General features: G+C 71.1%; 27 protein-coding genes and 1 tRNA gene. 17 read left to right on the forward strand and 11 right to left on the reverse strand.

Annotated features, from left to right (window positions below):
- Positions 1-118 precede the first annotated feature (118 nt).
- Together EDF51_RS11240 and EDF51_RS11245 are read left to right on the forward strand one after the other, a co-directional pair.
- Entirely contained in the window at positions 119-1528 is a 1410-nt protein-coding gene (locus EDF51_RS11240; RefSeq protein WP_207896137.1) for an MFS transporter, read from the forward strand.
- Positions 1529-1692: 164 nt separating this feature from the next.
- Positions 1693-2469, forward strand: a complete 777-nt coding sequence (locus tag EDF51_RS11245) for an endonuclease/exonuclease/phosphatase family protein (RefSeq protein ID WP_111084345.1) — start codon at positions 1693-1695, stop codon at positions 2467-2469.
- Positions 2470-2809: 340 nt separating this feature from the next.
- On the opposite strand, the gene EDF51_RS11250 is transcribed toward EDF51_RS11245, so the two are convergent.
- Genes EDF51_RS11250 through EDF51_RS11260 form a run of 3 tightly spaced genes read right to left on the reverse strand, consistent with a single transcriptional unit; the run spans position 2810 to position 5507 of the window.
- Complete coding sequence (locus tag EDF51_RS11250; protein WP_111084480.1) at positions 2810-3427, reverse strand: ABC transporter permease subunit; 618 nt, start codon at positions 3425-3427, stop codon at positions 2810-2812.
- A 50-nt stretch (positions 3428-3477) separates the two neighbouring features.
- On the reverse strand, positions 3478-4554 hold the full coding sequence (locus EDF51_RS11255) for a methionine ABC transporter ATP-binding protein (protein WP_134194943.1): 1077 nt from the start codon (positions 4552-4554) through the stop codon (positions 3478-3480).
- A complete protein-coding gene (locus EDF51_RS11260; protein ID WP_123292037.1) occupies positions 4554-5507 on the reverse strand; it encodes a MetQ/NlpA family ABC transporter substrate-binding protein in 954 nt (317 codons plus the stop codon). Before EDF51_RS11260 ends, EDF51_RS11255 begins: the two co-directional genes overlap by 1 nt.
- 146 nt (positions 5508-5653) lie before the next feature.
- On the opposite strand from EDF51_RS11260, the gene EDF51_RS11265 reads away from it, so the two are divergent.
- The gene (locus EDF51_RS11265; protein WP_134194945.1) at positions 5654-6148 is read left to right on the forward strand and encodes a 2'-5' RNA ligase family protein; all 495 of its coding nucleotides are present in this window, start codon (positions 5654-5656) and stop codon (positions 6146-6148) included.
- Positions 6149-6216: 68 nt separating this feature from the next.
- Here EDF51_RS11265 and EDF51_RS11270 read toward each other — a convergent pair whose 3' ends face one another.
- The 3 genes from EDF51_RS11270 to EDF51_RS11280 all read right to left on the reverse strand — a co-directional run bounded on the left by EDF51_RS11270 (position 6217) and on the right by EDF51_RS11280 (position 9401).
- Positions 6217-7464 carry an FAD-binding protein gene (locus EDF51_RS11270; protein ID WP_134194947.1) on the reverse strand — a complete coding sequence of 416 codons (1248 nt, stop codon included), beginning with the start codon at positions 7462-7464 and terminating at the stop codon, positions 6217-6219.
- A 41-nt stretch (positions 7465-7505) separates the two neighbouring features.
- Positions 7506-8987 carry an MDR family MFS transporter gene (locus tag EDF51_RS11275; RefSeq protein ID WP_134194949.1) on the reverse strand — a complete coding sequence of 494 codons (1482 nt, stop codon included), beginning with the start codon at positions 8985-8987 and terminating at the stop codon, positions 7506-7508.
- Positions 8988-9119: 132 nt separating this feature from the next.
- On the reverse strand, positions 9120-9401 hold the full coding sequence (locus EDF51_RS11280) for an acylphosphatase (protein ID WP_228504877.1): 282 nt from the start codon (positions 9399-9401) through the stop codon (positions 9120-9122).
- 166 nt (positions 9402-9567) lie between these two features.
- On the opposite strand from EDF51_RS11280, the gene EDF51_RS11285 reads away from it, so the two are divergent.
- The 7 genes from EDF51_RS11285 (at position 9568) to EDF51_RS19890 (ending at position 16036) form a co-directional block, all read left to right on the forward strand.
- Complete coding sequence (locus EDF51_RS11285; RefSeq protein ID WP_111084339.1) at positions 9568-10266, forward strand: NUDIX domain-containing protein; 699 nt, start codon at positions 9568-9570, stop codon at positions 10264-10266.
- An 8-nt stretch (positions 10267-10274) separates the two neighbouring features.
- Positions 10275-11546 (forward strand): quinolinate synthase NadA, encoded by a 1272-nt coding sequence (gene nadA, locus EDF51_RS11290; protein ID WP_123338800.1) that lies wholly within the window; start codon positions 10275-10277, stop codon positions 11544-11546.
- Positions 11547-11602: 56 nt separating this feature from the next.
- Entirely contained in the window at positions 11603-13234 is a 1632-nt protein-coding gene (nadB, locus tag EDF51_RS11295) for an L-aspartate oxidase (RefSeq protein ID WP_134194951.1), read from the forward strand.
- Positions 13231-14109: a carboxylating nicotinate-nucleotide diphosphorylase gene (nadC, locus tag EDF51_RS11300; protein WP_131845736.1), complete on the forward strand. Its 879-nt coding sequence runs from the start codon at positions 13231-13233 to the stop codon at positions 14107-14109. The genes nadB and nadC overlap by 4 nt, the downstream gene beginning before the upstream one ends.
- A 2-nt stretch (positions 14110-14111) precedes the next feature.
- Positions 14112-15272: a cysteine desulfurase family protein gene (locus tag EDF51_RS11305; RefSeq protein WP_134194953.1), complete on the forward strand. Its 1161-nt coding sequence runs from the start codon at positions 14112-14114 to the stop codon at positions 15270-15272.
- Positions 15273-15365: 93 nt separating this feature from the next.
- Positions 15366-15632, forward strand: coding sequence for a hypothetical protein (locus EDF51_RS11310; RefSeq protein WP_131921776.1), 267 nt, complete (start codon positions 15366-15368; stop codon positions 15630-15632).
- Positions 15633-15954: 322 nt separating this feature from the next.
- Positions 15955-16036: transfer RNA gene (locus EDF51_RS19890), tRNA-Ser, on the forward strand.
- A gap of 69 nt (positions 16037-16105) precedes the next feature.
- Here the strand turns inward: EDF51_RS19890 and EDF51_RS11320 are convergent.
- The gene (locus tag EDF51_RS11320) at positions 16106-16618 is read right to left on the reverse strand and encodes an MSMEG_6728 family protein (protein WP_134194955.1); all 513 of its coding nucleotides are present in this window, start codon (positions 16616-16618) and stop codon (positions 16106-16108) included.
- A gap of 89 nt (positions 16619-16707) precedes the next feature.
- Between EDF51_RS11320 and EDF51_RS11325 the strand changes: the two genes are divergently transcribed.
- On the forward strand, positions 16708-17304 hold the full coding sequence (locus EDF51_RS11325) for an NAD(P)H-dependent oxidoreductase (protein ID WP_165901113.1): 597 nt from the start codon (positions 16708-16710) through the stop codon (positions 17302-17304).
- A 116-nt stretch (positions 17305-17420) separates the two neighbouring features.
- Here the strand turns inward: EDF51_RS11325 and EDF51_RS11330 are convergent, their stop codons facing one another.
- Both EDF51_RS11330 and aroQ read right to left on the reverse strand, forming a co-directional pair.
- Positions 17421-18473 carry a Gfo/Idh/MocA family oxidoreductase gene (locus tag EDF51_RS11330; RefSeq protein WP_134194957.1) on the reverse strand — a complete coding sequence of 351 codons (1053 nt, stop codon included), beginning with the start codon at positions 18471-18473 and terminating at the stop codon, positions 17421-17423.
- A 282-nt stretch (positions 18474-18755) separates the two neighbouring features.
- Positions 18756-19199 carry a type II 3-dehydroquinate dehydratase gene (gene aroQ, locus EDF51_RS11335; RefSeq protein ID WP_111084329.1) on the reverse strand — a complete coding sequence of 148 codons (444 nt, stop codon included), beginning with the start codon at positions 19197-19199 and terminating at the stop codon, positions 18756-18758.
- Between the two features lie 142 nt (positions 19200-19341).
- On the opposite strand from aroQ, the gene EDF51_RS11340 reads away from it, so the two are divergent.
- The 6 genes from EDF51_RS11340 (at position 19342) to EDF51_RS11365 (ending at position 23963) form a co-directional block, all read left to right on the forward strand.
- Complete coding sequence (locus EDF51_RS11340; protein WP_123292052.1) at positions 19342-21012, forward strand: sodium:solute symporter family protein; 1671 nt, start codon at positions 19342-19344, stop codon at positions 21010-21012.
- Between the two features lie 22 nt (positions 21013-21034).
- Positions 21035-21370, forward strand: a complete 336-nt coding sequence (locus tag EDF51_RS11345) for a hypothetical protein (protein ID WP_111084327.1) — start codon at positions 21035-21037, stop codon at positions 21368-21370.
- A gap of 266 nt (positions 21371-21636) precedes the next feature.
- Positions 21637-21852, forward strand: a complete 216-nt coding sequence (locus EDF51_RS11350) for a hypothetical protein (RefSeq protein WP_131879353.1) — start codon at positions 21637-21639, stop codon at positions 21850-21852.
- Between the two features lie 140 nt (positions 21853-21992).
- Positions 21993-22409: a VOC family protein gene (locus EDF51_RS11355; RefSeq protein WP_131845730.1), complete on the forward strand. Its 417-nt coding sequence runs from the start codon at positions 21993-21995 to the stop codon at positions 22407-22409.
- A gap of 49 nt (positions 22410-22458) precedes the next feature.
- Positions 22459-23100, forward strand: a complete 642-nt coding sequence (locus EDF51_RS11360; RefSeq protein WP_134194959.1) for a DNA-3-methyladenine glycosylase I — start codon at positions 22459-22461, stop codon at positions 23098-23100.
- 50 nt (positions 23101-23150) lie between these two features.
- Positions 23151-23963, forward strand: a complete 813-nt coding sequence (locus tag EDF51_RS11365) for a DJ-1/PfpI family protein (RefSeq protein ID WP_131845728.1) — start codon at positions 23151-23153, stop codon at positions 23961-23963.
- Between the two features lie 46 nt (positions 23964-24009).
- Here the strand turns inward: EDF51_RS11365 and EDF51_RS11370 are convergent, their stop codons facing one another.
- Entirely contained in the window at positions 24010-24480 is a 471-nt protein-coding gene (locus EDF51_RS11370) for a GNAT family N-acetyltransferase (RefSeq protein WP_123938586.1), read from the reverse strand.
- Positions 24477-25298 (reverse strand): LysR family transcriptional regulator substrate-binding protein, encoded by an 822-nt coding sequence (locus EDF51_RS11375; RefSeq protein WP_165901362.1) that lies wholly within the window; start codon positions 25296-25298, stop codon positions 24477-24479. Before EDF51_RS11375 ends, EDF51_RS11370 begins: the two co-directional genes overlap by 4 nt.
- Between the last annotated feature and the right edge of the window lie 27 nt (positions 25299-25325).

Genomic DNA, 25325 nt, shown 5'->3' on the forward strand with positions numbered 1-25325 from the left:
CGGCGCACCCGCGGGGCAACGCACTGGTGCGCATCATTCTGCAATGCACAACAGGATCGCGGAACCTCCTGACACGATCCCCCTGCGACCCGGCACCGGGCATAGCCTTTGACGCGACATGGCGACGACGATGACGACACCCAGACGGCGGACGGGCAGCACGGCGGTCGCCGTGCTCGTGGCGGGGACCTTCTTCATGGAGCTCCTCGACGGCACGATCCTGGCGACCGCAGCGCCCGCGATGGGACGTGATCTCGGCGTCGACTCGGCCGCGGTGGGCGTCGCGATCACCGCGTACCTGGTCACCCTGGCGGTGTTCATCCCCGTCTCGGGCTGGCTCACCGACCGGATCGGGTCCCGCACCGTCTTCGCGGGCGCGATCGCGCTCTTCACGATCGCATCGGCGCTCTGCGCGATGTCGACCGGCCTCGTCGACCTGACGCTCTGGCGGATCCTGCAGGGGCTCGGCGGTGCGCTCATGGTGCCCGTCGGCCGGCTCGTGGTGCTCAGGAGCGCCGGCCGCGAGCAGCTCGTCACCGCCATCGCGATCCTCACCTGGCCCGCCCTCGCCGCGCCGATCATCGCCCCGTTCATCGGCGGCGTGCTCGTCGACACCCTGACGTGGCACTGGATCTTCCTGATCAACATCCCGCTCGGCGTCATCGCGTTCGTCGCCGCGCTCGTGCTCGTCCCGCAGGAGCGCGCCGCGCAGCGCGTGCCGTTCGACTGGTTCGGGTCGCTGCTCGCGTGCTTCGGCCTCGGGTCGCTCGTCGTCATGGCGTCCCTGCTCGCGCTCGACGTCATCCCCGTCCTGGCCGTCGTGGTGTCCGGTGTCGTCGGGGCTGTCTGCTGCTGGTTCGCGATCCGGCACTTCCGCCGCGCACCGCACCCGATCATGGGGCTCGAGGCGTTCCGGCTCGAGACGTTCCGGGTGTCGCACGCCGGCGGCAGCCTGTTCCGACTGGCGGTCTCCGCGGTGCCGTTCGTGCTCCCGCTGCTGTTCCAGGACGCCTGGGGCTGGAGCGCCGTGCTCGCCGGGTCCGCCGTGCTGTGGGTCTTCGTCGGCAACCTCGGCATCAAGCCGATGACGACACCGTTCCTGCGCTGGTTCGGCTACCGCCCGGTGATCATCGTGTCGAGTGCGATCGCTGCGCTGACCGTCGTCGCGATGGCGTTCATGACCGAGGACACCCCGTTCTGGCTGCTCGCGGTCCTGCTCGTCGTCAGCGGAGCCGCCCGCTCCGTCGGCTTCACGGCGTACAACACCATCGCCTTCGCCGACGTCGAGCAGGCCGACATGACCCCGGCCAACACGCTCTCGTCGACGCTCCAGCAGACCGCCGCCGGGTTCGGCGTCGCCGTCGCCGCGGTCGTCATCCGCGCGGCCGGCGGGCTCGGCGGCGACGGCCCGTACTCCGTCGCGTTCTGGGTCATCGCGGCGTTGCTCGCCGTCGCTTGCCTCGAGGGCATCCTGATGAGCCGCACAGCGGGGGACACCGTCCGCCCTGCCCGCCGGGTTCGCGCCTGACCCGGGCGGTTCCACGTAGCCCTGCGCGCGGCCCGCGGCTGTCCGTTTCCGTCACGGTCACACGCGTGAAACCCGACAGGCGTTACAGTCTCAGCATCCGTTTGCGAACGCCGAGTACGGTTGCCGCGGCAGGGTGACCCGGACCACCCGGACAGGAAGGCAGCATGGCCGCGCCAGAACAGCAGAGCACGATCGCCACCGACGCAGGCGTGCCGCCCACTGCCCTCCGGGTCGTCAGCTACAACCTCCGGGAGCACACCGCGAACGGTGAACTCGCCGCCCTGGCCGAGGCCTCAGACGCCGACGTCCTCTGCGTGCAGGAGTGCGACAGCAACGACCTCGCCCCGTCGATCGGTGGGCTCTCGCTCGCCGCGTCGACCCGCACGAACCGCCTCGGACTCGCCATCTACAAGCGCGACGACCGCTTCGAGGTGCAAGACTTCAGCATCCACTCGCTGCAGAAGTCCCTGCACGACCGGGTCCTCGCACCCGCGCACGAACGGCTCATCGCGATGCACCTGCGCGACACCGAGGCCGACGCCGAGGTCGTCGTCGCTTCGTTCCACGCCTCACCGCTGACCGCGACGAACTCCCTGCGCCGCAAGCAGATCGAGGCGGCGCACCAGTTCCTCCGCGAGCTCGCGAAGGACGTCCCCGCGGTCATGGTCGGTGACTTCAACTACCCCTGGTTCCAGACGAACCTGCGTCGCAAGATCGAGCAGGGCGGGTTCGCACTGTCGCTGTCCGACCAGCCGACGTACCTGCGCTACCGCAAGTTCACGGGTCACTTCGACTTCGCGACGAGCGTCGGGCTGCACATCGCCGGCGTCGAGACCCTGCCGGCGGGCATCTCCGACCACCGTCCGATCCTGGTGCGCGCGCACTACGAGCACCCCGGAGCGACCGGCACGATCGAGACCGTGGAGTCCCCGGCCGCCTGACCCGCGGGCATGTCGTCGACTGGTCAGCAAGTGTCGGCCGGCGGTCCGGCAGACGACACGTCGTGACCACTCCGCGGGCGACGGCGGGAAGTCGTGACCGCTCGGCGGGCGACGCTGGGCGCGCCGGTGGAGCCGGCAACGCACTGGAGGCCCGGTGCCGGTCTCGTGTACCGGCACCGGGCCTCCAGGCGGTTGCGGCCACGGCACATGGCGAGGCGGCGAAACGCGCCGCGCCCGCCGTCGCGTGGTCACGAACTGTCGGCCAGCGTTCCGCCGAGCGACACGTCGTGACCACTCGGCGGACGTGAGCGGGGAGTCGCGAGCCCGCGACGCACCCGCGTCAGCGACGCAGGGTCGCGCGCGCCAGCCGGTTGCCGACGAACTGGCCGAGCTGCACGATGACGACGATCGCCGCCACCGACACGTACACGATCCACCAGTCGTACCGCTGCGATCCGTAGGTGATCGCGTACTCACCGAGTCCACCGCCACCGATCAACGCACCCTGCGCCGTCATGTCGACGATGCCGATGTAGATGAACGTGTAGCCGAGGATGAGCGGCCCGAGGCCCTCGGGGATCAGGACGGTCAGCAGGATCGAGATCGGGTGCGCACCCGATGCGCGAGCTGCCTCGACGACGCCGGGGTCGACCGCGAGCAGGTTCTGCTCGACGATGCGCGACACCGCGAAGGCCGCTGCCAGGGAGATCGCGAAGGTCACCGCGGGCACGCCGATCGTGGTCTGCACCACGACGCGCGACAGCGGGGCGATCGCGGCGAGGAAGATCACGAACGGGATCGGCCGGACCAGGTTCACGACGACGTTGATGATCGTGTACGCGGTGCGGTTGCCGAGCAGGTTGCCCGGACGGGTCGCGTAGAGCAGCAGCCCGAGGGCGAGCCCGATGACGCCGGCGATCACGAGCGACACGAGCGACATGACGATGGTGTCGCGCATGGCGGCGAGGAAGACGTCGAACGTGTCGATCACGCTCTGGAACGAGTTGTTCACGCTGCTGCCTCCTCGTCGGTCGTGACGCCGTCGGTGCGCAGGGCGGCGACGGCGCGGTCGATGGCGTCCGGTGCACCAGCACCGGCACCAGCACCAGCACCGGCAACCCCGCCGGCCGTCAGCTCGTACGTGAGCGAACCGATCCGGCGCTCGCGGATCTCGCCGACCCCGCCGTAGACGAGCTCGGCGGTGACCCCAGCGGAGCGGAACACCGCGTCGATCCGGTTCTGGAGCCCGGCCTCGTCGGTGATCTGCACGGTCACCAGTCGCCCGGGGTGGCGTTCGCGCAGGCGAGCGAGCGTGTCGACCGAGGGGCGGTCGTGCAGCGCGGTGCGGACGAACCGCTGCGCAGCACCCGTCTTCGGCGCGGAGAACACGTCGTAGACGTCCCCGACCTCGACGACGCGACCCTGCTCCATCACGGCGACGCGGTCGGCGATCTGCCGGACGGCGTCCATCTCGTGCGTGATGACGATGATCGTGACGCCGAGTTCCTTGTTCACCCGGCGGAGCAGCCCGAGCACCTCGGACGTGGTCTCCGGGTCGAGGGCGCTGGTGGCCTCGTCGGCGAGCAGCAGGTCGGGCGACGCCGCGAGGGCCCGCGCGATGCCGACGCGCTGCTTCTGACCGCCGGACAGCTGCTCCGGGTAGGCGTGGGCGCGCTCGAGGAGCCCGACGAAGTCGAGCAGCTCGGCCACGCGACGGTCGCGCTCGTCCTTCGGCACACCGGCGACCTTGAGCGGGTACGCGACGTTGCCGGCGATGGTGCGGGACCGGAACAGGTTGAACTGCTGGAAGATCATCCCGATGTTGCGACGCGCCAGACGGCGATCCCGCTCGGGGATCGCCGTCAGTTCCTTGCCCGCCACGGTGACGGTCCCGGAGCTGGGGAGCTCGAGGGCGTTCACCAGACGGACCAGGGTGGACTTGCCGGCACCGGAGTACCCGATGACACCGAGGACCTCTCCCTGGTGCACGTCCAGGGAGACGTCCTCGACGGCCACCACGGTCTCGCCGGTGTCGGCGCGGCGGTAGTGCTTCGAGACGCCGCGGAGTTCGACGAGGACCGGCACTACTCCGCTGCCGCCTTCGCGTCGGACTCGACCGTGGTGAGCTCCTTCTGCAGCGAGGCGGCGCTCTCGTCGCTCGGGACGGCGTCCGGGTAGTCCTTCGCGAAGACCTTCTGCACGGCGTCGTCCTGGAACAGCTTCGCCAGGTCGAGGTACGTCTTGTTGGTCTTGTCGGCGTCGCGGACGGCGAAGACGTTCACGTACGGGGCAGCGGAGGCGCTCTTCGGGTCGTCCTGGAAGATCGCGTCCTTGGTGTCGAGCCCGGCCGAGGTGGCGTAGTTCACGTTGACGATCGCGCCCTCGACGGAGCCCTGCTGCAGGGCGTTCGCGGTCTGCGAGGCGTCGAGCGTCTGCACGTCGACCTTGTGCGAGGTGATGTCGGCCGTGGTCGAGAAGGCGTTGCCGCCGTCCTTGAGTTCGAGCAGGTCAGCGGCCTGCAGGACCAGGAGCGCACGGGCCTCGTTGATGGCGTCGTTCGGGATCGCGACCTTCGCGCCGTCCTCGAAGTCCGCGACGTCGGAGACCTTCGTCGAGTACAGCGGCAGCGGGTAGACGGCCGTCGCGCCGATCGGCTGCAGGTCGTCGTCCGAGGTGACGTTGTAGTTCGCCAGGTACTGGATGTGCTGGAACTGGTTGATGTCGATCTGCTTGTCCTTGAGCGCAGGGTTCGGCAGCGAGTAGTCCGAGAAGTTCTGGAGCTTCACGGTGACGTTGAGCTGCTCCTTGGCGGCCTTCACGTAGGTGTTCCAGTAGGGCAGCGACTTGTCCGAGACACCGATGGTGACGGTCTTCGGCGCAGCGTCACCGGCGGCAGCGCCACCGCTGTCGCCACCGGAGCGCACGACTCCGACGATGACGGCGACGACGATCGCCACGACGACGATGACGGCGGCGACGATCCAGCCGATCGGGCGCTTGCCCTTCGGCTTCTCGGGCAGTGCGGGGGCTGCGGACATGCTGGTGCTCCTCGTGGGCCGTGCTGTGCGGGGGAGCCGCGGTGGTCCGCGGCGTGGAGTCGAGTGTGACGGGAGCGGGTCCCCGGTGCGAGTTCCGTTCCGCCGTGTTACATCGCCGTCACGGGGTGCATTGGTTCACTCGGTACGTGCGCAGCATCGAACTCGTCCTCGACAGCCCCTCGGACCGAGCGGTCCGGGCACTCTGGCAGACCCTCGTCGCCGCGGAGCTGCCGAGCCTCGGCCACTCGGGCACGAACGACCCGCACGTCACCCTCGTGGCCGGCGAGGCCGTTCCCGTCCCGACGGACCTCGACGTCGCGGTGCCCGAGGCCCTGCGCGTCGCCGGTGTCCTGCTCTTCCCCGCCGGCCCCGGTCGGCACGTGCTCGGCCTCGGTGTGGTCGTCGATGAGCCACTCGCCCGCTTCCACCGCGCGGTCGACGCCGCCGCTCCAGGCTCGGTCGATTCGTCGCTGCCCGGACGGTGGGCGCCGCACGTCACCCTCGCTCGGCGGATCCGCGACGTCGACCTGCCGGCGGCGCTCCGGGTCCTCGCTGCGGACGCGCCCCTGCCCGAGGTGCTCATCGTGGGCGGTCTCCGGCACTGGGACGGGGATGTGAAGGTGGTCACCCGCCTGCGCTGACGCGCGCTGCGGACCGGCACCGGAGTGCGGGTGCGCAGGGGCGCGGGGCGTCGGACTGGAGGCGCGGGTCAGGCCCGCAGCACCCGCTCGCCGAACGCGGATGCGAACGTCCGGTCCGGGTCGGCTCGTGCGATCAGCTCACGGACGTCCGCCACCCGCGGGTACAGCTCCGCGATCGCGTCGCCGTCGAGCGAGCTCATCTTGCCCCAGTGCGGTCGCCCGTCGAACGGTGCGAGCCGCGCCTCGAGGTCGGGCAGCAGCGCAGCGACCGCCTCCGGGTGCTTCTGCCAGGTGAACGCGATGCAGAGCACGTCCTCGCCCTGGGTCGGGCTCAGCCAGAGGTCGTCGGCCGCCATCGTCCGGAGCTCGCACACGTGCAGGTGCGGCTGGATGCGGTCGGCCAGCCCGCGCAGGGCGTCGAGCGCCGCCGCCGCGTGCCGGAGCGGGACGAAGTGCTCGCTCTGCACCTCGGACCCGTGGCTCGGCACGGACTCGATGGGGAAGTGCGGCAGCCGGTCCCACCAGGGGCCCACCGACCCGTCGCGGGCCGTGTGGTGGCCGTCGCCGGGGGAGCCGGGCAGCCGGGGAGCGCCGAACAGGTCGTCCGGCACGGCGGTGTCGTCGGCGCCGTCGGGGACCCGGGACTTCACGAGCGCCTCGCTGATCTCGTCGCCGAAGACCGTGTAGGCGCACACCGAGTACCCGGCGGCGTGGACTGCGGCGACGTGGTCGGTGAACGTGCTCCACGGGAACGGCCCGTACGAGTCCTGCCGCATCCGGTACGTGGGTTCGAGGTCGAGCGTGACCCGGGTCACGACGCCGAACAGCCCGAGGTGCAGGGCGGTGCCGGGGAACGCCGGGTCGGTGCGGGCGACGGTCCGGAGCGAACCGTCGGGGCCGAGCAGTTCGAGGGACCGGACCGCGGTGGTCAACGAGCCGAGGGTGGTGCCCGAGCCGTGGGTGCCGGTGGCGACCGCGCCGCCGACGGAGATGTGCGGGAGCGACCCCATGTTGTGCAGCGCGAACCCGGCGCGGTCGAGGTCGGGCGCGACGACGCCGTAGCGGGTGCCGGCTCCGAGGGTCGCCGTCCGCCGCTCGGGGTCGACGACCAGGTCGGTGGGGATCGCGGTCAGGTCGAGCAGGACCCCCGGGGCGTCGGCGGAGTCGTTGAACGAGTGCCGGGTGCCGAGCCCGTGCACCCGCGGGGAGCGTGCGACGACCTCGGCTGCTTCGTCGATCGAGCCCGGTCGGAGCACCTGCTCGGCCGTGTAGGTGACCGTGCCGGACCAGTTCAGTTCGCTCGCCGTCGACCGCATGCCGCCCACGATGCCACGTGGACCCGTGGGCGGCACCGCGGTCAGTGCGCGGGCGGGGGCGTCGGCGCGCCCTCGGGCACCGCCGGACGGGTGACGAAGACCGATGCCAGGATGCCGAACAGCGAGATCACCGCGCCGACCATGAACGCGGTCTTCACACCGGAAGCGGTCGCAGCGGCCACGGCGTCAGCACCCGCGCCGGTCGCTGCCGTGGCGGCGCCGATCGTGAGCAGGGTGACGAACAGGGCGGTGCCGGCGGCTCCGGCGAGCTGCTGCGCCGTGCCGAGGACCGCGCTGCCGTGCGAGTAGAGCTTCGGGGGCAGGCCACCGAGCGCCGCCGTGAACAGCAGGGTGAAGGTGAGCGCCAGGCCGATGCTCAGCACGACGTGCGCCCCGAGGACGAACCACACGCTGGTGTCCACGCCGACCGTGGAGAGCGCCCAGAGCACCGCGCTGACGATGATCGACCCGGGGATGAGCAGCACGCGCGGTCCGCGACGGTCGTAGATGCGTCCGACGATGGGAGAGAGGAGCCCCATGAGCAGCCCGCCGGGGAGCAGCAGCAGTCCGACGTTCAGGACCTCGAGCCCGAGGACGCGCTCCAGGTAGATCGGCAGCAGGATGAGCGTGCCGAACATCGCCATGAAGCTCAGCGCCATCGCGACGATCGGGACGGTGAAGCCGCGGGTCTGGAAGGTGCGCAGGTCGAGCAGGGCGCTGTCGGTGCGCTGCAGTCGGGTCTGACGGAGGATGAAGACCGTCAGGGCGACGGCGCCGACGACGAGCGCGGTGACCGGGACGAACAGGCCGGTGGTGCCGGCCTCGCCGATGCTGGACAGGCCGTAGACGATCCCACCGAACGCGAACGCGGACAGGATCACCGAGAACACGTCGAGCGGTGCCCGGCGGGGCGTCGAGACGTTGCGGACCTTGACCATGCCGAGGATGAGCGCAGCGATCGCGATCGGCAGGACGAAGCCGAACAGCCAGCGCCAGTCGAACGCGTTGAGGATGAGCCCGGAGATCGTCGGGCCGATGGCCGGCGCGACCGAGATGACGATCGAGATGTTGCCCATGATGCGGCCACGGTGGGCCGGGTCGACGAGGGTGAGCACCGTCGTCATCAGGAGCGGCATCATGATCGCGGTGCCGCTGGCCTGGACGATGCGGCCGACGAGCAGCAGCGTGAACCCGGGTGCGAGCAGGGCGATCAGGGTGCCGGCCGAGAACAGGCCCATCGCCCAGACGAAGACGGGGCGGGTGTTGAACCGCTGCAGCAGGAACCCGGTGATCGGGATGACGACCGCCATGGTGAGCAGGAAGCCGGTGGTCAGCCACTGCCCGGTCGCCGCACTGATGTCGAGGTCGTCCATCAGCCGCGGCAGCGCCACGCCCATGATCGTCTCGTTGAGGATGACGACGAACGCGGACACGAGCAACAGCCCGATCACGAGTCGGGTCTCGGCAGCGGTCGGTTGCGAGACGCTTCCCGTGCGGGGGGCGGAATCGACGGCCTGGGTCATGCGGGAGCTCCTGGTGGATCACGACTGGTGGAACGAGGTGGCGCAGAACGCGCAGACAGGGCAACCGCCTGAGTGGATTCGATTATTCCGCTCCGCACCGACATCCGCACGTGAACGGTCGGGGCGACCGGGTCAGTGCAGGATCGCGAACCCGTCGGCGTCGCCGTGCGGCACGACCGGCCGGAACTCGACGTCCGTCACGGTGGCCGACGGCGGTCCGCTCCGCAGGCACTCCATCAGCGTCTCGACCGCGACCGACGGCCCCTCGGCCTCGACCTCGACGGTGCCGTCCCAGAGGTTCCTGGCGTACCCGACGAGGTCGAGCCCGTCGGCCTTCCGTGCCGTCCAGTACCGGAACCCGACCCCCTGGACGGTCCCCGACACCACGGCATGCATCCTCGTCACCGTCGTCATGATCCTCACCGTATCCACGCGGGGCGTCCCGGAGTTTTCGGCCTCGTGACGATCTGTTTCCGGTTCGTGACGACCCGGAGCTGCCTGCGGGCGCAACACACCGCGCAGCGGTGATAGTGTCATCGCAACCCGAACACTTCGAGTCAGAATGACATTAAGGTTCACCATGGACGAAGCAGGCATCCGCGTCGCGGTCTCGACCGTGATCGTCGCGCTGCGCCCGCACCCCGACACCGGGGCGCCGGCGCTGTGGATGCCGCTGGTGCGCCGGGTGGCCGAACCGTTCGAGGGGTCGTGGGCGTTGCCCGGCGGCTGGGTCGGCGTCGACGAGGGACTCGAGGACTCCGCCGCGGCGCGCCTGCGCGAGACGACGAACGTGCAGCCCCGCTACCTCGAACAGCTCTACGCGTTCGGCGACGTCGGCCGCTCACCGAGCCGGGTGGTGTCGATCGTGTACTGGGCGCTCGTGCACCCGGACGAGGCGAACGTCGTGCCGGACGACTGGAACGTCCGCTGGTTCCTCGCCGACGAGCACCCGCCGCTCGCCTTCGACCACGACCGGATCGTGGAGTACGCGCTCTGGCGGCTCCGCACCAAGATGTCGTACTCCCGCATCGCCCAGGCCTTCCTGGGGGACCGGTTCACCCTCGCCGAGCTGCGCGGGGTGTACGAGGCGGTGCTCGGGCGCGCGCTCGACCCCGCGAACTTCCGTCGGCAGGTCGAGAAGACCGACGCGATCCTGCCGACCGACGAGACCACGAGCGGGGGCCGGCACCGTCCGGCCCGGCTGTACCGCTCGAACCCCGACCTGGCCTACGCGGACAACGGCCCGCTGCAGCAGGGCACACGACCGCAGAACCGATAGGAACCACCGTGTCCATCGCGACGACCATCGACCTCATCTCGAACGGCAAGGCCGGCGGCAGCACCTGCACGCCCGACCTCGCCATGCCCACGTGGGACTTCGACTCCCGGCCCGGGTACGGCCCGGGTTCGTCGATGACCGACGTCATCCCGACGAGCGCACCGCGGCAGGGCGTGCTGCCGGACGAGTACAAGACCGCGCCGACCGACGAGCTGCACGCGCGCATCGAGCGGGCGAAGGCGACGCTCGGCGACCGGGTCGTCGTCCTCGGGCACTTCTACCAGCGCGACGAGGTCGTCCGGCACGCGGACTTCCTCGGTGACTCGTTCCAGCTCGCCAACGCGGCGCTGACGAAGCCCGACGCCGAGGCCATCGTGTTCTGCGGTGTGCACTTCATGGCAGAGACCGCCGACATCCTGGCCCGCGACGACCAGCGCGTCATCCTGCCGAACCTCGCAGCCGGCTGCTCGATGGCGGACATGGCCGACATCGACAGCGTCGAGGCCGCCTGGGCCGAGCTGACCGCCGTCTACGGCACCGAGCCCGACGCCGACGGCCGGGTGCCCGTCATCCCCGTCACCTACATGAACTCCGCTGCCGACCTCAAGGCGTTCTGCGGGCGCAACGGCGGCATCGTCTGCACCAGCTCGAACGCCGCGACGGTGCTCGAGTGGGCGTTCGAGCGCGGGCAGCGCGTGCTGTTCTTCCCCGACCAGCACCTCGGTCGCAACACCGCCAAGGCCATGGGGATCAGCACCGACCTGATGCCGATGTGGAACCCCCGGAAGCCCCTGGGCGGCAACGAGACGAGCGACCTCGAAGCGGCGAAGGTCATCCTCTGGCACGGCTTCTGCTCGGTGCACCGCCGCTTCACGGTCGACCAGATCGACCAGGCCCGCCGCGAGCACCCCGGCGTCCAGGTCATCGTGCACCCGGAGTGCCCGATGGCCGTCGTCGACGCCGCCGACCACGCCGGCAGCACCGACCTGATCCGGAAGACCGTCGCCGCGGCCACCGAACCGACGACGTTCGCGATCGGCACCGAGATCAACATGGTGAACCGGCTCGCCGCGGAGTACCCGCAGCACACGATCTTCTGCCTCGACCCGGTCGTCTGCCCGTGCTCGACGATGTACCGGATCCACCCGGGCTACCTCGCCTGGGTGCTCGAGGCCCTCGTGCGCGGCGAGGTGCTCAACGAGATCGTCGTGCCCGCCGAGGTCCAGGCCGACGCCAAGGTCGCGCTCGAGCGCATGCTCGCGGCCAAGCCCCGTGGCTGAGCCCCCAGCCCGAGCCCGAGCCCGAACCCGAACCCGAACGACCGAGGGAGACCACCGTGCACGTCGTCATCGTCGGCTCCGGCATCGCCGGACTGACCGCAGCGATCCGTGCCAGCGCCGTCCACGACGTCACGCTGGTGACGAAGGGCGCGCTCGCCGACAGTGCCACCGCGTACGCCCAGGGCGGGGTCGCGGTGGCGCTCGGAGCCGACGACTCGCCGGCACTGCACCAGGCCGACACCCACGTCGCGGCAGCCGGCAGCGCGGACGCGCGCGCCGTCGAGGTCCTCTGCACCGACGGGCCAGCCCGGGTCCGCGACCTGCTCGCCCTCGGTGTGCCGTTCGACCGCTCGACCGACCCGTCGGCACTCGACCGGTACGGCGACGACCTGGCCCGCGGGCGCGAAGCCGCGCACGGACGCTGGCGCGTGGTGCACGCCGACGGCGACGCGACCGGCGCGGCGATCGAGCGTACGCTCATCGACGCGCTGCACCGCCAGCACGTCACGATCCTCGAGCGCACCTGCCTCACCGACCTGGTCGTGCGCGACGGCACCGTCGTCGGCATCGACGTCCTCGACCTGCTCGGCGAACCCCGACGGATCGACGCCGACGCCGTCGTGATCGCCTCCGGGGGAGCGGGACACCTGTACCGCGAGACCACCAACCCGCTCGTGGCGACGGGGGACGGCGTGGCCGCCGCGTGGCGTGCCGGAGCGGTGGTCGCCGACCTGGAGTTCGTCCAGTTCCACCCGACCCGCCTCGCGGTGCCGGACGGCGGGCTCGTGTCCGAGGCCGTCCGCGGCGAGGGAGCCGTCCTCCGCGACGCGCGCGGACGCCGCTTCATGACGGCGGTGCACCCGGACGCCGAGCTCGCTCCACGCGACGTCGTCGCCCGCGGCATCGCCGCCGCCGTCCGCGACCAGGGCGGCGCACCGGTGCTCCTCGACGCCACCGGACTCGGCGCGGACTTCCTGACCGGACGCTTCCCCGGACTCACCCGGGCCACCCGTGCGGCCGGTTTCGACTGGACCCGACAGGGTGTGCCGGTGTCCCCGGCGGCCCACTACTCGATGGGCGGCATCGCCACCGACGCCGAGGGGCGCACCAGCCTCCCGGGGTTGCTCGCGATCGGCGAGGCCGCGTGCACCGGGGTCCACGGCGCGAACCGACTGGCCTCGAACTCCCTGCTCGAGGGGCTCGTCTTCGCGGTCCGCGCAGCGGACGCGGTCGCCGGACCCCGGCCCGGCCTGCTCCGCCTGCGGGGGAACGCAGACCTGCGCGTGACCAGCGTTCCCCGAGCGGCGGACGTGATCCGCGCCTCCCGTCAGACCTGGCCAGGAGGCCCGGATCACCGTGACGGGTCCACCGACGTCCGCCAGGCGGTCCAGGCCGTCATGACCGACCGCGTCGGGCTGCTGCGTGACGCGACCGGACTGGCGAGCGCCCGGCGGGACCTCGACGCGCTCACCGCGCCCGCCACCGGCGGCGTGCGCGAGCACGAGGACCGCGCACTGCTCGACCTGGCACGGCTGGTGGCGCTCGCCGCCGAGACCCGCACCGAGTCCCGCGGTGCCCACGCCCGCACCGACCACCCCGACACCGATCCAGCAGCCCCGGCCTCGTACGCCTGGGTCGCCGAGACGGTCACTCCACACATCGCCGTTCCGCAGGAGGTTCCCGCATGACCATCGACCCCGGCACCATCCCGCCGCACGCCCTCCGCCGAGTCATCGAGACCGCGCTGGAAGAGGACGCGCCCTGGGGCGACGTCACCAGCGAGACGCTCATCCCGGCCGACGCGACCGCGACGGCGACGCTCGCGGCCCGTGAGCCCGGAGTACTGAGCGGCGGGACCGTCTTCGTGGCGGTGATGCACGCGGTCGACCCGTCGATCCGGGCGACCGTGCACGCCGACGAGGGGGCCGCGTTCACCGCCGGCGACACGCTCGCCACCGTGACGGGGTCGGCGCGTTCGGTGCTCCGCGCCGAGCGGGTCGCGCTGAACCTGGTGCAGCGCATGTCGGGGATCGCCACCGCCACCGCGGCCCACGTCGCGGCCGCAGCGGGCACCTCGGCGCGCATCGTCGACACCCGGAAGACCACGCCAGGCCTCCGTGCGCTCGAGCGGTACGCCGTCCGCTGCGGCGGCGGCCACAACCACCGCACGTCGCTCTCCGACGCCGTGCTGGCCAAGGACAACCACCTGGCCGTGCTGCTCGCCGGCGGCATCGGCATCGGCGACGCGATCACCGCCGCACGGCAGCGGCTCGGGCACACCGTGCACGTCGAGGTCGAGGTGGACCGCATCGACCAGATCGAGCCCGTCGTCGCGGCGGGCGTCGACACGATCATGCTCGACAACTTCACGCCGGCCGAGCTCGAGACGGGTGTCGGCATCGTCGCGGGTCGTGCGCTCGTCGAGGCGTCGGGCGGGGTGTCCCTCGACACCGTCGCGGCCATCGCCGCGACCGGGGTCGACGTCATCTCGGTGGGGGCGCTCACACACTCGGCCCGGGCGCTCGACCTCGGGCTCGACATCGCGGTGGCGGCCGGGGACTGACCGTGTTCTACCTGGACCGGGCGGCCACGACCCCCGTCCGCCGCGAGGTCCTCGAGGCGATGTGGCCGTACCTGACCGGGGTGTTCGGCAACCCGTCGTCGACGCACGGTGTCGGTGACGAGGCCGCGCGCGGGCTCGCCGCTGCACGGGCCACGGTCGCCGGCGTGCTCGGCTGCCGACCGGCCGAGGTCGTCTTCACCACGGGTGGGACCGAGGGTGCGAACACCGCGGTCAAGGGGATCGCGCTCGCCGCCCCACGCGGACGCCACGTCGTCACCAGCGCGATCGAGCACGAGGCCGTGCTCGAGAGCTGCGCGTACCTGGCACGCTTCCACGGCTTCGACGTCACGGTGCTGCCGGTCGCGTCGGACGGCCTGGTCGACCCGTCGGTGCTGCGCGCGGCGCTCCGGCCGGACACGACCCTCGTGTCGATCGCGCACGCCGACAACGAGATCGGCACCGTGCAGGACGTCCCGGCGCTCGCCGCCGAGGCCCACGCGGTCGGCGCGCGCTTCCACACCGACGCCGTGCAGTCCGCGCCGTGGCTGCCGGTCGGGCTCGACGTCCTGGGCGTCGACGCACTGTCGCTGTCCGGGCACAAGCTCGGGGCGCCGAAGGGGACCGGCGTGCTCGCGGTCCGGTCGGGGGTGCCCGTCGAACCGTTGCTGCACGGCGGGGGACAGGAGCGGGGCCGACGCTCCGGCACCGAGGACGTCGCCGGCGCGGTGGCGGTCGCGACGGCGCTCGGGCTGGTGGCTGCCGGCGGTGCTGCTGCCTCTGGTGGTGTTGCTGCCTCCGCCGCCGCCGCGACGACCGTCCGTGACGCCGTGCTCGACGGGGTGCTCGCCGCCGTCCCCGGTGCGTTCGTGACCGGGTCGCGCGCGCACCGACTGCCCGGGCACGCGTCGTTCTGCTTCCCCGGGGTCAACGGCGAGACCGTGCTGCTCGAGCTGGAACAGCGCGACGTCGTGTCCTCGTCGGGCAGCGCCTGCGCCGCCGGCAGCACCGAGGCGTCGCACGTGCTCACCGCGCTCGGGATCCCGGACGAGGTCGCCCGGACCGCGCTCCGACTCACCTTCGACGGTTCCCTCGCCGCGGAGGACGTACCGGTCGTCGTCGGAGCGGTCGCGGACGCCGTGGCCACCGTCCGCGCTCTGGGCTGAGACATCGCATCCAGGGTGTACTAGACGTTCTACTCCATGAGTGGGGTCGTGTCCCCCCTTATGCGGACACGGAATCTGCGCCAGAGTGTCCACATGGCAAACGTGATGATGACCCGGACACGACGGGACGACCGCTTCCGAGCGGTGCAGCTCCTGCCTGCACCGGCGACCCTCGTCGCGCTCGCCCTGGCTGCGCAGCACGACCTCGGCACCGCCCCCCTCGGGCTGATCGCCGCCGTCGGAGCCCTCGCGACCGTCGGGAGCGCCCTGCTCCCCATGATCCGACCCGCCGCCGCTCGACGATCGATGCCCGCACCGATCGAGACGGACCGGTACCGAGAGGACACCGAACACCCTTGAGGTCCGACACCGCCCGGCTCCTCCCGTGATCCGGCCGGTGCCCCAGACCGGATGCCGATACCCCTGATCGACATCCGGAGCGGGGCGCGACGTTCCCCCTGTCGTCGCGTCCCGCCACACACCGCGACCCGCCGTGGGCCGACGTCGACCCCCTGAACGACGTCAGTTCCTCTGCAGCCCACGGCGGGCTCCCGGTGTCTCCCGCTCCCGCTACCGTCGGGGCATGCCCTCGTACCGTGTGACCCTGGCGATCGGCGCGCTCGCCGCCGGCACCGCGCCCGACGCCGTCCTGCCCGCTGCGGCCCGGCTGGTCGCCGAGCACGCCGTGGTCGAGGCGCAGGACGTCCGCCTGCTGCGCGGTGTGCCGTGCGCGGTCGTCCGGTTCGAGTCCGACGACGACGCCACGGCAGCGGTCGTGCGCGACCGGGCCGTGCACGGCCTCCGCGACGTGGTCGAGATCCGCTCCGCCGTCGTCACGCGCCGCGACGGTGCGCGGTGGATCCCGGTGGCGTGACGACTGCGGCCGTGCCGTCCGGAGCGTGCGGCGCGCCCGGCCAGACGTAGTCGAGGTCGTCGGGTGCGTCCGGGAACAGTACGCGGTAGTGCTCCGGCGCCTTCTGCACCAGCTTCGAGCGGTGTGACGCGTGCAGGGCCTCGTCGTCGTTCCACGGCGGGATCGGGACGTCGCCGCGCTCGTACGCCACCAGGTCCTCCGGGACCCGCCCGAGGTCCAGCAGCGTCTTCTCCAGGCAGGTGTCCACGTGCCCGCGCTCGAGCCAGACGCGGCACGTCGCCTCCTGGTACGCCATCAGCGCCGGACGGTAGCCGCGCCACATCGCGGTGACCGGGTGGTGCTGCCAGCCGTACCCCGGCAGCGTCAGCGCCCGCATCACCTGCAGGGTCTCCACGCGCTGCTTGCCGAGACGCCGGTCGTCGAGGACCTCGGCAGAGGCCCGGAAGTCGGCGTACGGCAAGAACGTCTGCATGCCGCGGGACGGTACCCGGGGGGCCTGGCACCCGACACATGTCGTCACACGCGGACCGCCTCGGTGGCAGGCGTGTGAGCATCGACCGCATGAGTGGAGAACTGGTCGTCGGCGTCAGCGGTAGCCCTTCGGACCCCTCGAGGACGTCCACCCTGGTCGCGGCCACGGTGGCGCGCCTCGGGCAGGAGATCGAGGGTGCCCGCACCGAGACCATCGAGATCGGCCCGCTCCTGGCCGACCTCGGTGCCGCGTCGTCGCGCGAGGCGATGTCCGAGCGCACCCGGGCGGCACTCGAGACCGTCGAGGCCGCCGACGTGCTCGTCGTCGGCAGCCCGGCGTTCCGCGCCGCCTACTCCGGCGCGTTCAAGCTGTTCTTCGACTGGATCGGGCAGTACGACCTCGTCGACACCCCGGTCCTGCTGACCGCAACGGGCGGCAGCGACCGTCACGCCCTGCTCGTCGAGCACCAGATGCGCCCGCTGTTCGGCTTCTTCCAGTCGACGACGCTGCCGATCGGGGTGTTCGGCAACGAGCGCGACTTCACCAAGCGCGAAGGTGGCTACGACATCGGCAACGTCGACCTGGAACTCCGCATCGACCAGGCCGTGCGCCGGGCGATCCCGATCATCCGCGGGGGCTTCGCCACCGCCGGCCTGGCCGACGTGCGGCGCCCCGCGGACTTCTGACCCGGCGCCGCCGCCCTTCCGCGCGTTCCTGGTCGATTCGGGCGCACCTGGTCTGGAGTTCTCACCAGGTACGCCCGATTCGACCTCGCATCGCAGATGTCGTGGGAAAGAACGCGCTACGGAGCGGGGACGGTGACCGTCTCGCCCGACGCCGCCGACCGGCGCGCCGCGTCGAGCACCTCGACCACGTGCACCGCGTCGTCGACGGGCACCGGCACCGGACCGAGCCCCCGGACGGCCCGCGCGAACCGCTCGTAGTAGTCCGTGTAGGAGCTCTGTGCCGACGGGACGTCGGCCGTGCCGGACTCCGTCGTGAGGGTCCCGGACGAAGGCTCGACTCCCCAGGTCGACCGGTCGTCGGCCGGTGACGCACCCGCCACGGCTGCCTGTGCCTGCACGTCGGTGCTCGTGGCCTCGTACGTCCCGTCGACACCGTCGAGGCGGAGCTGCCGTGCACCCAGCCACCCGGCCTTGTTCGACGTCAGGACGGACTCGACACCGGACACGTGCGTCGCTGCGAGCGTGAAGCCGGCGTCGATCTGGCCGTCCTGGTCACGGCCGAGCGAGCGGGCATCGCGGACGTCGAGCGTGCAGGACACCCGGGCGATCGGTCCGAACAACGACACGGCCTGGTCGACCAGGTGCGAGCCGATGTCGGAGAGCACGCCGCCGCCGATGCCGGTCGCGATGCCGTGCCGCTCGACCATGTCGAAGCGGGACCAGAAGCGCAGTGGAGTCCCGACCCGTCCGGCGTCCAGCACGCTCCGGAGGGTGGTGAGGTCGGTGTCCCAGCGGCGGTTGTGGAAGGGCGTGATCACGACGCCGGCGTCGGCCGCGGCCTGCCGGATCTCGTGCGCGGTGGCCGGGTCCGGGGCGAACGGCTTGTCCGCGACGACGGCGACCCCGGCGGCGATCGCCTGCAGGACGAGTTCGCGCCGGGTGGACGGGGGAGTGGTGACGACGACGGCGTCGACGCCCGCGGCGATCAGGTCACCGAGGGAGTCGTGCACGGTGACGCCGGGCAGGTCGGTCGCGAGCTGCTCGCGCTTCGCGGCCGAGCGGGCGACGACGCCGACGAGGTCGATGCCTGCCGCGTCCAGCAGGAACGGGCGGTGGAATGCCCGCCCTCCGATGCCGTAGCCGACGAGTCCGATGCGCACTTTGTCCATACATATGAACCTAGCGCGTCCAGCCCGCGTTGGGAACGTTCCAACGAGGCGGACGGGAGGCCCGCGGCGGCCCCGCCACGGGCCTCCCGTCCGCCTTTTGCGCGCGTGTCGGGCGCGACGTGCGCGCGTGACGGGCGTGACGGGCGCGACGTGCGACCGCCAGGTTCCACGACTTGCCGTCCGCGTGACGCCGAGGTTCCACTCCGAGGCGGCAGCGGCGCCGAGGTTCCGAGATCTCGGAACCTCGGCGGGGCGAGAGACGCCCGTGCGGCGTGACGGGCGTCAGGCGATGAGGGACGCGACGTGCGCGACGGCCAGGCGGTAGCCGTCGGCGCCCGCGCCGGCGATGACCGCGGTCGCGGCGGTGGCGACGTGGTCGACGTGCCGGAAGGGCTCGCGCTTCCACGTGTTCGACAGGTGCACCTCGACGACGGGGACGGACAGCGCCTCGACCGCGTCGTGCAGCGCGACCGAGGTGTGTGCGTAGGCCGCGGGGTTGATCACGACCGCGGCGAAGTCGTCGAGGGCCTCGTGCAGCCACTCGACCAGTTCGCCCTCGCGGTTCGTCTGGCGGAAGTCCGCGTCCAGCCCGTGCACGGCTGACTCGGTGTGCACGATCGCCTCGAGCTCGGCGAGCGTCACGGTGCCGTACTGCTCCGGGTCGCGCCGCCCGAGGATGTCGAGGTTCGGTCCGTTGAGGACGAGGATGCGCGCCTGGTCGGTCATGGGGCGAGCCTAGCGATCGCGGGCCACGGGGTACCGCCGGCAGACACATGCCTCGGCTATGTGAACGGTCACAATTCGGTGTAACGTCTCCGTCCGGGTCGGCGGAGTTGTCGACTGCAACACACTGACGTGGAGATGTTGAATGGTTCTCGCTGCAGCGAACGAAGGGATCCGGCTCGACTTGGGCTGGGTCGACTACCTGATGGTCATCGTGTACTTCGCGGTCGTCATCGGGATCGGGTTCACCGCCCGCAAACAGGTCCGGACGAGCATGGACTTCTTCCTGTCCGGGCGCTCGATGCCGGCGTGGATCACGGGCCTGGCCTTCGTGTCCGCGAACCTCGGTGCGACCGAGATCCTCGGCATGGCCGCCAACGGTGCCCAGATCGGCATGGCGACCCTGCACTACTACCTGGTCGGCGCGGTGCCGGCCATGGTGTTCCTCGGGCTCGTGATGATGCCCTTCTACTACGGCTCGAAGGTCCGGTCGGTGCCGGAGTTCATGCTCCGCCGCTTCGGCAAGGCCCCGCACCTGGTGAACTCGATCGCGTTCGCGGTGTCGAACGTGCTCATCGCGGGCATCAACCTCTACGCCATGGCCATCGTCATCGAGGCGATGCTCGGCTGGCCGGAGTGGCTGGCCATCGTCGTGTCCGCCGGCTTCGTGCTCGTCTACATCACCCTCGGCGGGCTCTCCAGCGCGATCTACAACGAGGTCATGCAGTTCTTCGTGATCATCGCCGGGCTCATCCCGCTGACGATCGTCGGTCTGCACCGCGTCGGCGGCTGGGACGGACTGTCGTCTGCCATCGTGAAGACCCAAGGCGTGCAGCACCTGCAGGCGTGGGCCGGCACCGGCTTCGGTGATGTGACCAACCCGATCGGCGCCAACTGGCTCGCGATCGTGCTCGGCCTGGGCTTCGTCCTCGGCTTCGGCTACTGGACCACCAACTTCACCGAGGTGCAACGCGCGTTCTCGGCGAAGAACATGTCCGCGGCACGCCGGACCCCGCTCATCGCCGCGATCCCGAAGCTGTTCATCCCGGCCATCGTCGTGATCCCCGGTCTCATCGCCGCGGCGGTCGTCGGCAACCAGTTCGCCGACGGCTCGCTCACCTACAACGACGCGATCCCGAAGCTCATCCAGATGTACCTGCCGACCGGTGTCCTCGGCGTCGCGGTGACCGGCCTGCTCGCGTCGTTCATGGCCGGCATGGCGGCCAACGTCTCGTCGTTCAACACCGTCTTCACGTACGACATCTGGCAGCGCTACATCAAGCCGAACATGCCGGACATCCACTACCTGAAGACCGGTCGCTGGGTCACCGTCGTCGGCGTCCTGGTGGGCATCGCGACCGCGTTCATCGCGGCCCAGGCGTCGAACATCATGACGTACATGCAGACGCTGTTCTCGTTCTTCAACGCGCCGCTGTTCGCCGTCTTCATCCTCGGCCTGCTCTGGAAGCGGATGACCACGCAGGGTGCGCTCTGGGGCTACGTGCTCGGCATCGTCACGCCGACGATCACCTGGATCGCGTACCTCGTGAACCCGGACCTGTTCGCCACGGCGACCGCCGAGACCCTGTACGGCGCGATCATCTCGTTCGTGACCGTCCTGATCGTCGGGTTCATCGTCTCGATGTTCACCACGCCCAAGGACGAGAAGGAGCTCGGCGGTCTGGTCTACGGCATCGGCAAGATCGACCTGCACGGCGACTCCGTCGCGACCGACACCGCCTGGTACCGCTCGCCCGCACTGCTCGGCACCGTCGCACTGATCCTGTGCGTCGTCCTGTACCTGCCGTTCCTCTGATCCGCGAAGGAGATCACCGACCATGAGTGACACCACCACCCCCGGCGCGCTGACCGAGGAGCAGAAGGCCGCCCTCGTCCGCTCGACCCGTCGTCTCGACCTGCGCCGCATCCTCGGCGGCCTGTTCGTGCTCTACGGCGTCATCGTGACGATCGTCGGCATCGTCCACTGGGACACCGACCCCGAGAAGACCGGCGGCATCCACATCAACCTGTGGGTCGGACTGTCGATGCTCGTCGGCGGCCTGCTGTTCTTCCTCTGGGACCGCCTGAACCCGGTGCCGGCCGAGGACATCATCGGCCAGGCCGAGGCCGAGGCCGACCAGAAGGCCGCAGGCGAGGGCCGCGCGTCCGCCTGACCTCGGTCGCGCGCCACTGAGCCGACCCGGGGCGACGAAGCCGCTGTCGCACGACAGCGGCTTCGTCGTTCCGAGTCGGTGTCCTGGATCACTTGACGTGGCCCGCGCTGGACTCGTAAAATTGATATGTCGACCGCGTGCTGCTCGGTCGAAAGTGAGCCCCGGAGAATCCTGCAGCCAGCGCGGGACCGGGGTTTTGCGCTGTCCAGGGTCGTTCACCCCACGCGGACAAGGGTGCTGTCGAGCTCGTCGTCGAGGCCCGCCACGTGCGCACCGCAAGCAAGATCAGCCAGTGCGACCAGTGGTTCATCGACCCCGCGGACGTGCTCGTGTCGCACCGGAACGCCGACTCCTCGTCGTCGAAGGGCATCGAACATCGACCGGTCGCCGTCATCTCGTGCCCCGCCGCCCGCACGTCCACACGTGCCGCTTCGCAGGCGGACGCCGTGATGACCACGGCAGCCATGACGTACGTCGTGTGATCGCGCCCGCCGCCCGGCTCCGATTCATCGACGTACGCCCGCATCGGTCCAGAATATCGCGTATCAGTCCGTACCGCGACGGAACGGTTGCGCATCGCCGCGCCACGGGCCAGGTTGAGCGTGACGAAAGGAACCTCCCCATGGACACGATGGTCTTCATCAACTTGCCCGTCACCGACCTCGACCGTTCGAAGGCGTTCTACGAAGCCCTCGGCTACTCGATCAACCCGATGTTCAGCGACGACACCGCTGCGTGCATCGTCATCAGCGACACGATCTACGTCATGGTGCTCACCCACGCGAAGTTCGCCGACTTCACCGACAAGACGATCGCCGACGCCGGCACCGTCGAGGTCATCAACTCGCTCACCGCCGGGTCGAAGGACGAGGTGCACCGCATCGTCGACGCCGCCGTCGCGGCCGGCGGGAGCGAGGACCGCGCGCCGATGGACCTCGGCTTCATGTTCCAGCGGAGCTTCACCGACCCGGACGGCCACCGGTGGGAGTACGTGTGGATGGACCCGCAGGCCGCCCAGGACGGCCCGCCAGCCGAGTGACCACACGGCTGGCAACGACGGTGTCGGCGGCGCACGCCAGGATGGTGCGATGAGCACCGAGCCCGCAGCCACCGAGCCCGCAGCCACCGAGCCCGCGCTCCACTCCGACCTGGTGATCGGCGACGACGGACTCGCCCGGCCGGTGTGGGCATCGACGGACGAGCTGCTCCGCGACTACTACGACACCGAGTGGGGCATGCCGGTGCGGGACGAGCGCGGCGTGTTCGAGCGGCTGTCGCTCGAGGCGTTCCAGTCCGGCCTGTCCTGGCGCACGATCCTGGCGAAGCGTCCGGCGTTCCGTGCGGCGTTCGCGGACTTCGACCCCGACACCGTCGCGGGCTTCGGTGAGGACGACGTCGCTCGGCTGATGGCCGACGCCGGCATCGTCCGGAACCGGGCGAAGATCCTCGCGACCATCACGAACGCGAACGCGACGGTCGCCCTGCGGCAGGACGGCGGGCTGTCCGACTTCGTCTGGTCGTTCCGTCCGGCGACGACGCCCGAACCGGAGTCGTACGCCCAGGTCCCGACGACCTCCGACGAGTCCGTCGCACTGTCGAAGGCACTGCGGAAGCGCGGCTTCGCGTTCGTCGGTCCGACCACGATGCACGCCTTGATGGAGGCGCTCGGCATCGTCGACACGCACCTGCTCGGCAGCCACCGGCGGGGGGCCTCGGGCGTCTGGAACTGACCAGGACGCCGACCCCACCGCCGGCGAGGGCACCGGGCTAGGGTCGCGGCATGAGCACCGACCAGCCGAACTCGCGCGTGCGCGCTGTCCACCCGGTCGACGCCGACGTCGTCGACGTGCCCGTCGACGTGCCGGCCCCCACGCCGGACACTGCCGGGGACTCGGCGATCGAGCCGGGCCACGACCCCGCCGAGGTCCGGATCGCCTTCCTGCTCTTCCCGGACCTGACGCAGCTCGACTTCACCGGCCCGGCGCAGGTGCTCTCGCGTGTGCCCGGCGCACGCGTCGAGTACGTGGCGGCGACGCTCGACCCGGTGCCGACCGACTGCGGGTTCGCGCTGGTCCCGACGACGACCATCGCCGACGCGGGTCCGGCGGACGTCCTCGTGGTCCCCGGCGGTGACGGTGCCTTCGACGCGATGCTCGACCCCGAGCTCATCGGGTTCGTCCGGCGCGAGGCCGAGCGCGCCACCTGGGTGACCTCGGTCTGCACGGGCGCGTTCGTCCTCGGTGCCGCGGGGCTCCTCGCCGGCAAGCGTGCGACGACCCACTGGGCGTCGAAGCCGATGCTCGAGGCGTTCGGGGCGCAACCGGTCGACGAGCGGATCGTCGACGACGGCGCGGTCGTCACTGCGGCTGGCGTCAGTGCGGGCATCGACATGGCGCTGTGGCTGGCGGCCGAGCTCGCGGGGCGGGCAGCGGCCGAGGCGATCCAGCTGCACATCGAGTACGACCCGCAGCCGCCGTTCGATGCGGGCTCCGCGGAGCGCGCCGACGCCGTCGTGGTCGCCCGCGCTCGGGCTGCGGCCGAGGCGGCTCGCGGGGACCGCGTCACCCGCGCAGCGGCTGCCGTCCTGCCGTGACGACGCACCTGCCGCGACGAAGCGGCAGAACCCAGCGGCAGGGCCCTCAGACCAGCGGCTTCTGCATCTGCGTCGCGGTGACCTCGTACCCGAGCGAGGCGTACAGGTCCTGCGCGCCGGTGTTGTAGCCGAACACGTTGAGCCCGATGCTCGTCGCGCCGTGCTCCGCTGCGGCCTGGTGGCCGAGCTCGAGCGCACGTCGGGCGTGCCCGCGACGACGGTGCGGTTCGTCGATCTCGACGTCGAACACCCACCAGTCGGTCCCGCCCGGAGCGAACGGGCCGATCCAGAGGTACCCGACCGTGGTGTCGTTCTGGTCGAGGACGTCCCACACCAGGTGTCCGTCGGCCGGGGACCCGCCCGGGAACCACTGGTCGAGCGACTTCTGCTTGTTCGCCTCGGCCTGTTCGCGGGTCTCACCCGCCTGCATCCGCGACGCCACGTACTCGGCCATCGTCCGGTCGAGCCAGGCCGGGAGGCGCGTGGCCGGCATCTCCTGCAGGCGCGTGTCCGTCATCGGTTGCCCTTCGAACCCCGGCTCGGCTTGCCGCGCATCTTCCCGCGGCCGGGGGTGGGGCCCTTGCCGGTGTTGGACTTCTTGCCGCTGCCGGACTTGCCGCTGCCGGGCGACTTGGCCTTCGCCTTGCCGCCGGCGCCTCCGGCACCCGCTCCGCCATTGGCCGACCCGCCCTTGCCTGCTGCGCCCTTGCCCGACCCGTCGGAGCCGCCACCGGCCTTGGAACCGCCGCCTGCCGCACGCAGGGCCTCTTCGACGTCGCGATCGGTGCCGGTCGGCTGGTTCCGCGAACTGTTGGCGGTGCGTCCGCGGACCACGCCGATGAACTCCTCGGTGGTCTCGGTGGCGTCCTCGTCACGCCAGACCAGCGCGATCTGCGTGCCGGGGGCGCCGAAGAGCGGGCGCGCGACGAGGTCCTTGCGGCTCGCCGCGCGGAAGAGCGACTGGGGGAGCACGACCACGCCGACGTTCGCCTCGACCAGGTCGAGCGCGGCGGCGATGTCGGCCGGCACCGGACCGGCGTCGACGACGTGCACCTCGGCGTCGGCGAGGTCCACCTCGGCCAGGTCGGCGAGGGGGGAGTCCTTCGGCATCGCGACCACGGCGGTCTCGGTCCAGAGCGGGATGGCGTTGTGCTGGTCGGAGACGGGCATGCGTGCGAAGACCATGTCGACCTCGCCGGCGAGCGTGTCGTCGACGTCGTCGGACCCGATCGGCCGCAGTCGCAGCTCGATCGAGGGGTGTCGATCCCGCCAGACACGGGCCCACTTGGCCGGGGAGACCCCGGGCACGAATGCGATGGTGAGTGCCGCGGTCATGCAGACGAGCATAGGGGCCGTACTCTA

This window comes from Curtobacterium sp. PhB25, from assembly GCF_004365375.1.
Taxonomy (GTDB): domain Bacteria; phylum Actinomycetota; class Actinomycetes; order Actinomycetales; family Microbacteriaceae; genus Curtobacterium.

Bases quoted from the DNA above. Each gene is read 5' to 3' on its own strand.
- EDF51_RS11285 (WP_111084339.1), top strand. From the start codon at position 9,568: ATGGACGAAGCAGGCATCCGCGTCGCGGTCTCGACCGTGATCGTCGCG.
- EDF51_RS11355 (WP_131845730.1), top strand. From the start codon at position 21,993: ATGGACACGATGGTCTTCATCAACTTGCCCGTCACCGACCTCGACCGT.
- EDF51_RS11370 (WP_123938586.1), bottom strand. From the start codon at position 24,480: ATGACGGACACGCGCCTGCAGGAGATGCCGGCCACGCGCCTCCCGGCC.
- EDF51_RS11365 (WP_131845728.1), top strand. From the start codon at position 23,151: ATGAGCACCGACCAGCCGAACTCGCGCGTGCGCGCTGTCCACCCGGTC.
- EDF51_RS11310 (WP_131921776.1), top strand. From the start codon at position 15,366: ATGGCAAACGTGATGATGACCCGGACACGACGGGACGACCGCTTCCGA.
- EDF51_RS11340 (WP_123292052.1), top strand. From the start codon at position 19,342: ATGGTTCTCGCTGCAGCGAACGAAGGGATCCGGCTCGACTTGGGCTGG.
- EDF51_RS11325 (WP_165901113.1), top strand. From the start codon at position 16,708: ATGAGTGGAGAACTGGTCGTCGGCGTCAGCGGTAGCCCTTCGGACCCC.
- EDF51_RS11375 (WP_165901362.1), bottom strand. From the start codon at position 25,298: ATGACCGCGGCACTCACCATCGCATTCGTGCCCGGGGTCTCCCCGGCC.
- aroQ (WP_111084329.1), bottom strand. From the start codon at position 19,199: ATGACCGACCAGGCGCGCATCCTCGTCCTCAACGGACCGAACCTCGAC.
- EDF51_RS11280 (WP_228504877.1), bottom strand. From the start codon at position 9,401: ATGACGACGGTGACGAGGATGCATGCCGTGGTGTCGGGGACCGTCCAG.
- EDF51_RS11320 (WP_134194955.1), bottom strand. From the start codon at position 16,618: ATGCAGACGTTCTTGCCGTACGCCGACTTCCGGGCCTCTGCCGAGGTC.
- EDF51_RS11250 (WP_111084480.1), bottom strand. From the start codon at position 3,427: ATGCGCGACACCATCGTCATGTCGCTCGTGTCGCTCGTGATCGCCGGC.
- EDF51_RS11240 (WP_207896137.1), top strand. From the start codon at position 119: ATGGCGACGACGATGACGACACCCAGACGGCGGACGGGCAGCACGGCG.
- EDF51_RS11330 (WP_134194957.1), bottom strand. From the start codon at position 18,473: ATGGACAAAGTGCGCATCGGACTCGTCGGCTACGGCATCGGAGGGCGG.
- EDF51_RS11360 (WP_134194959.1), top strand. From the start codon at position 22,459: ATGAGCACCGAGCCCGCAGCCACCGAGCCCGCAGCCACCGAGCCCGCG.
- nadC (WP_131845736.1), top strand. From the start codon at position 13,231: ATGACCATCGACCCCGGCACCATCCCGCCGCACGCCCTCCGCCGAGTC.
- EDF51_RS11270 (WP_134194947.1), bottom strand. From the start codon at position 7,464: ATGCGGTCGACGGCGAGCGAACTGAACTGGTCCGGCACGGTCACCTAC.
- EDF51_RS11275 (WP_134194949.1), bottom strand. From the start codon at position 8,987: ATGACCCAGGCCGTCGATTCCGCCCCCCGCACGGGAAGCGTCTCGCAA.
- EDF51_RS11245 (WP_111084345.1), top strand. From the start codon at position 1,693: ATGGCCGCGCCAGAACAGCAGAGCACGATCGCCACCGACGCAGGCGTG.
- EDF51_RS11260 (WP_123292037.1), bottom strand. From the start codon at position 5,507: ATGTCCGCAGCCCCCGCACTGCCCGAGAAGCCGAAGGGCAAGCGCCCG.
- EDF51_RS11345 (WP_111084327.1), top strand. From the start codon at position 21,035: ATGAGTGACACCACCACCCCCGGCGCGCTGACCGAGGAGCAGAAGGCC.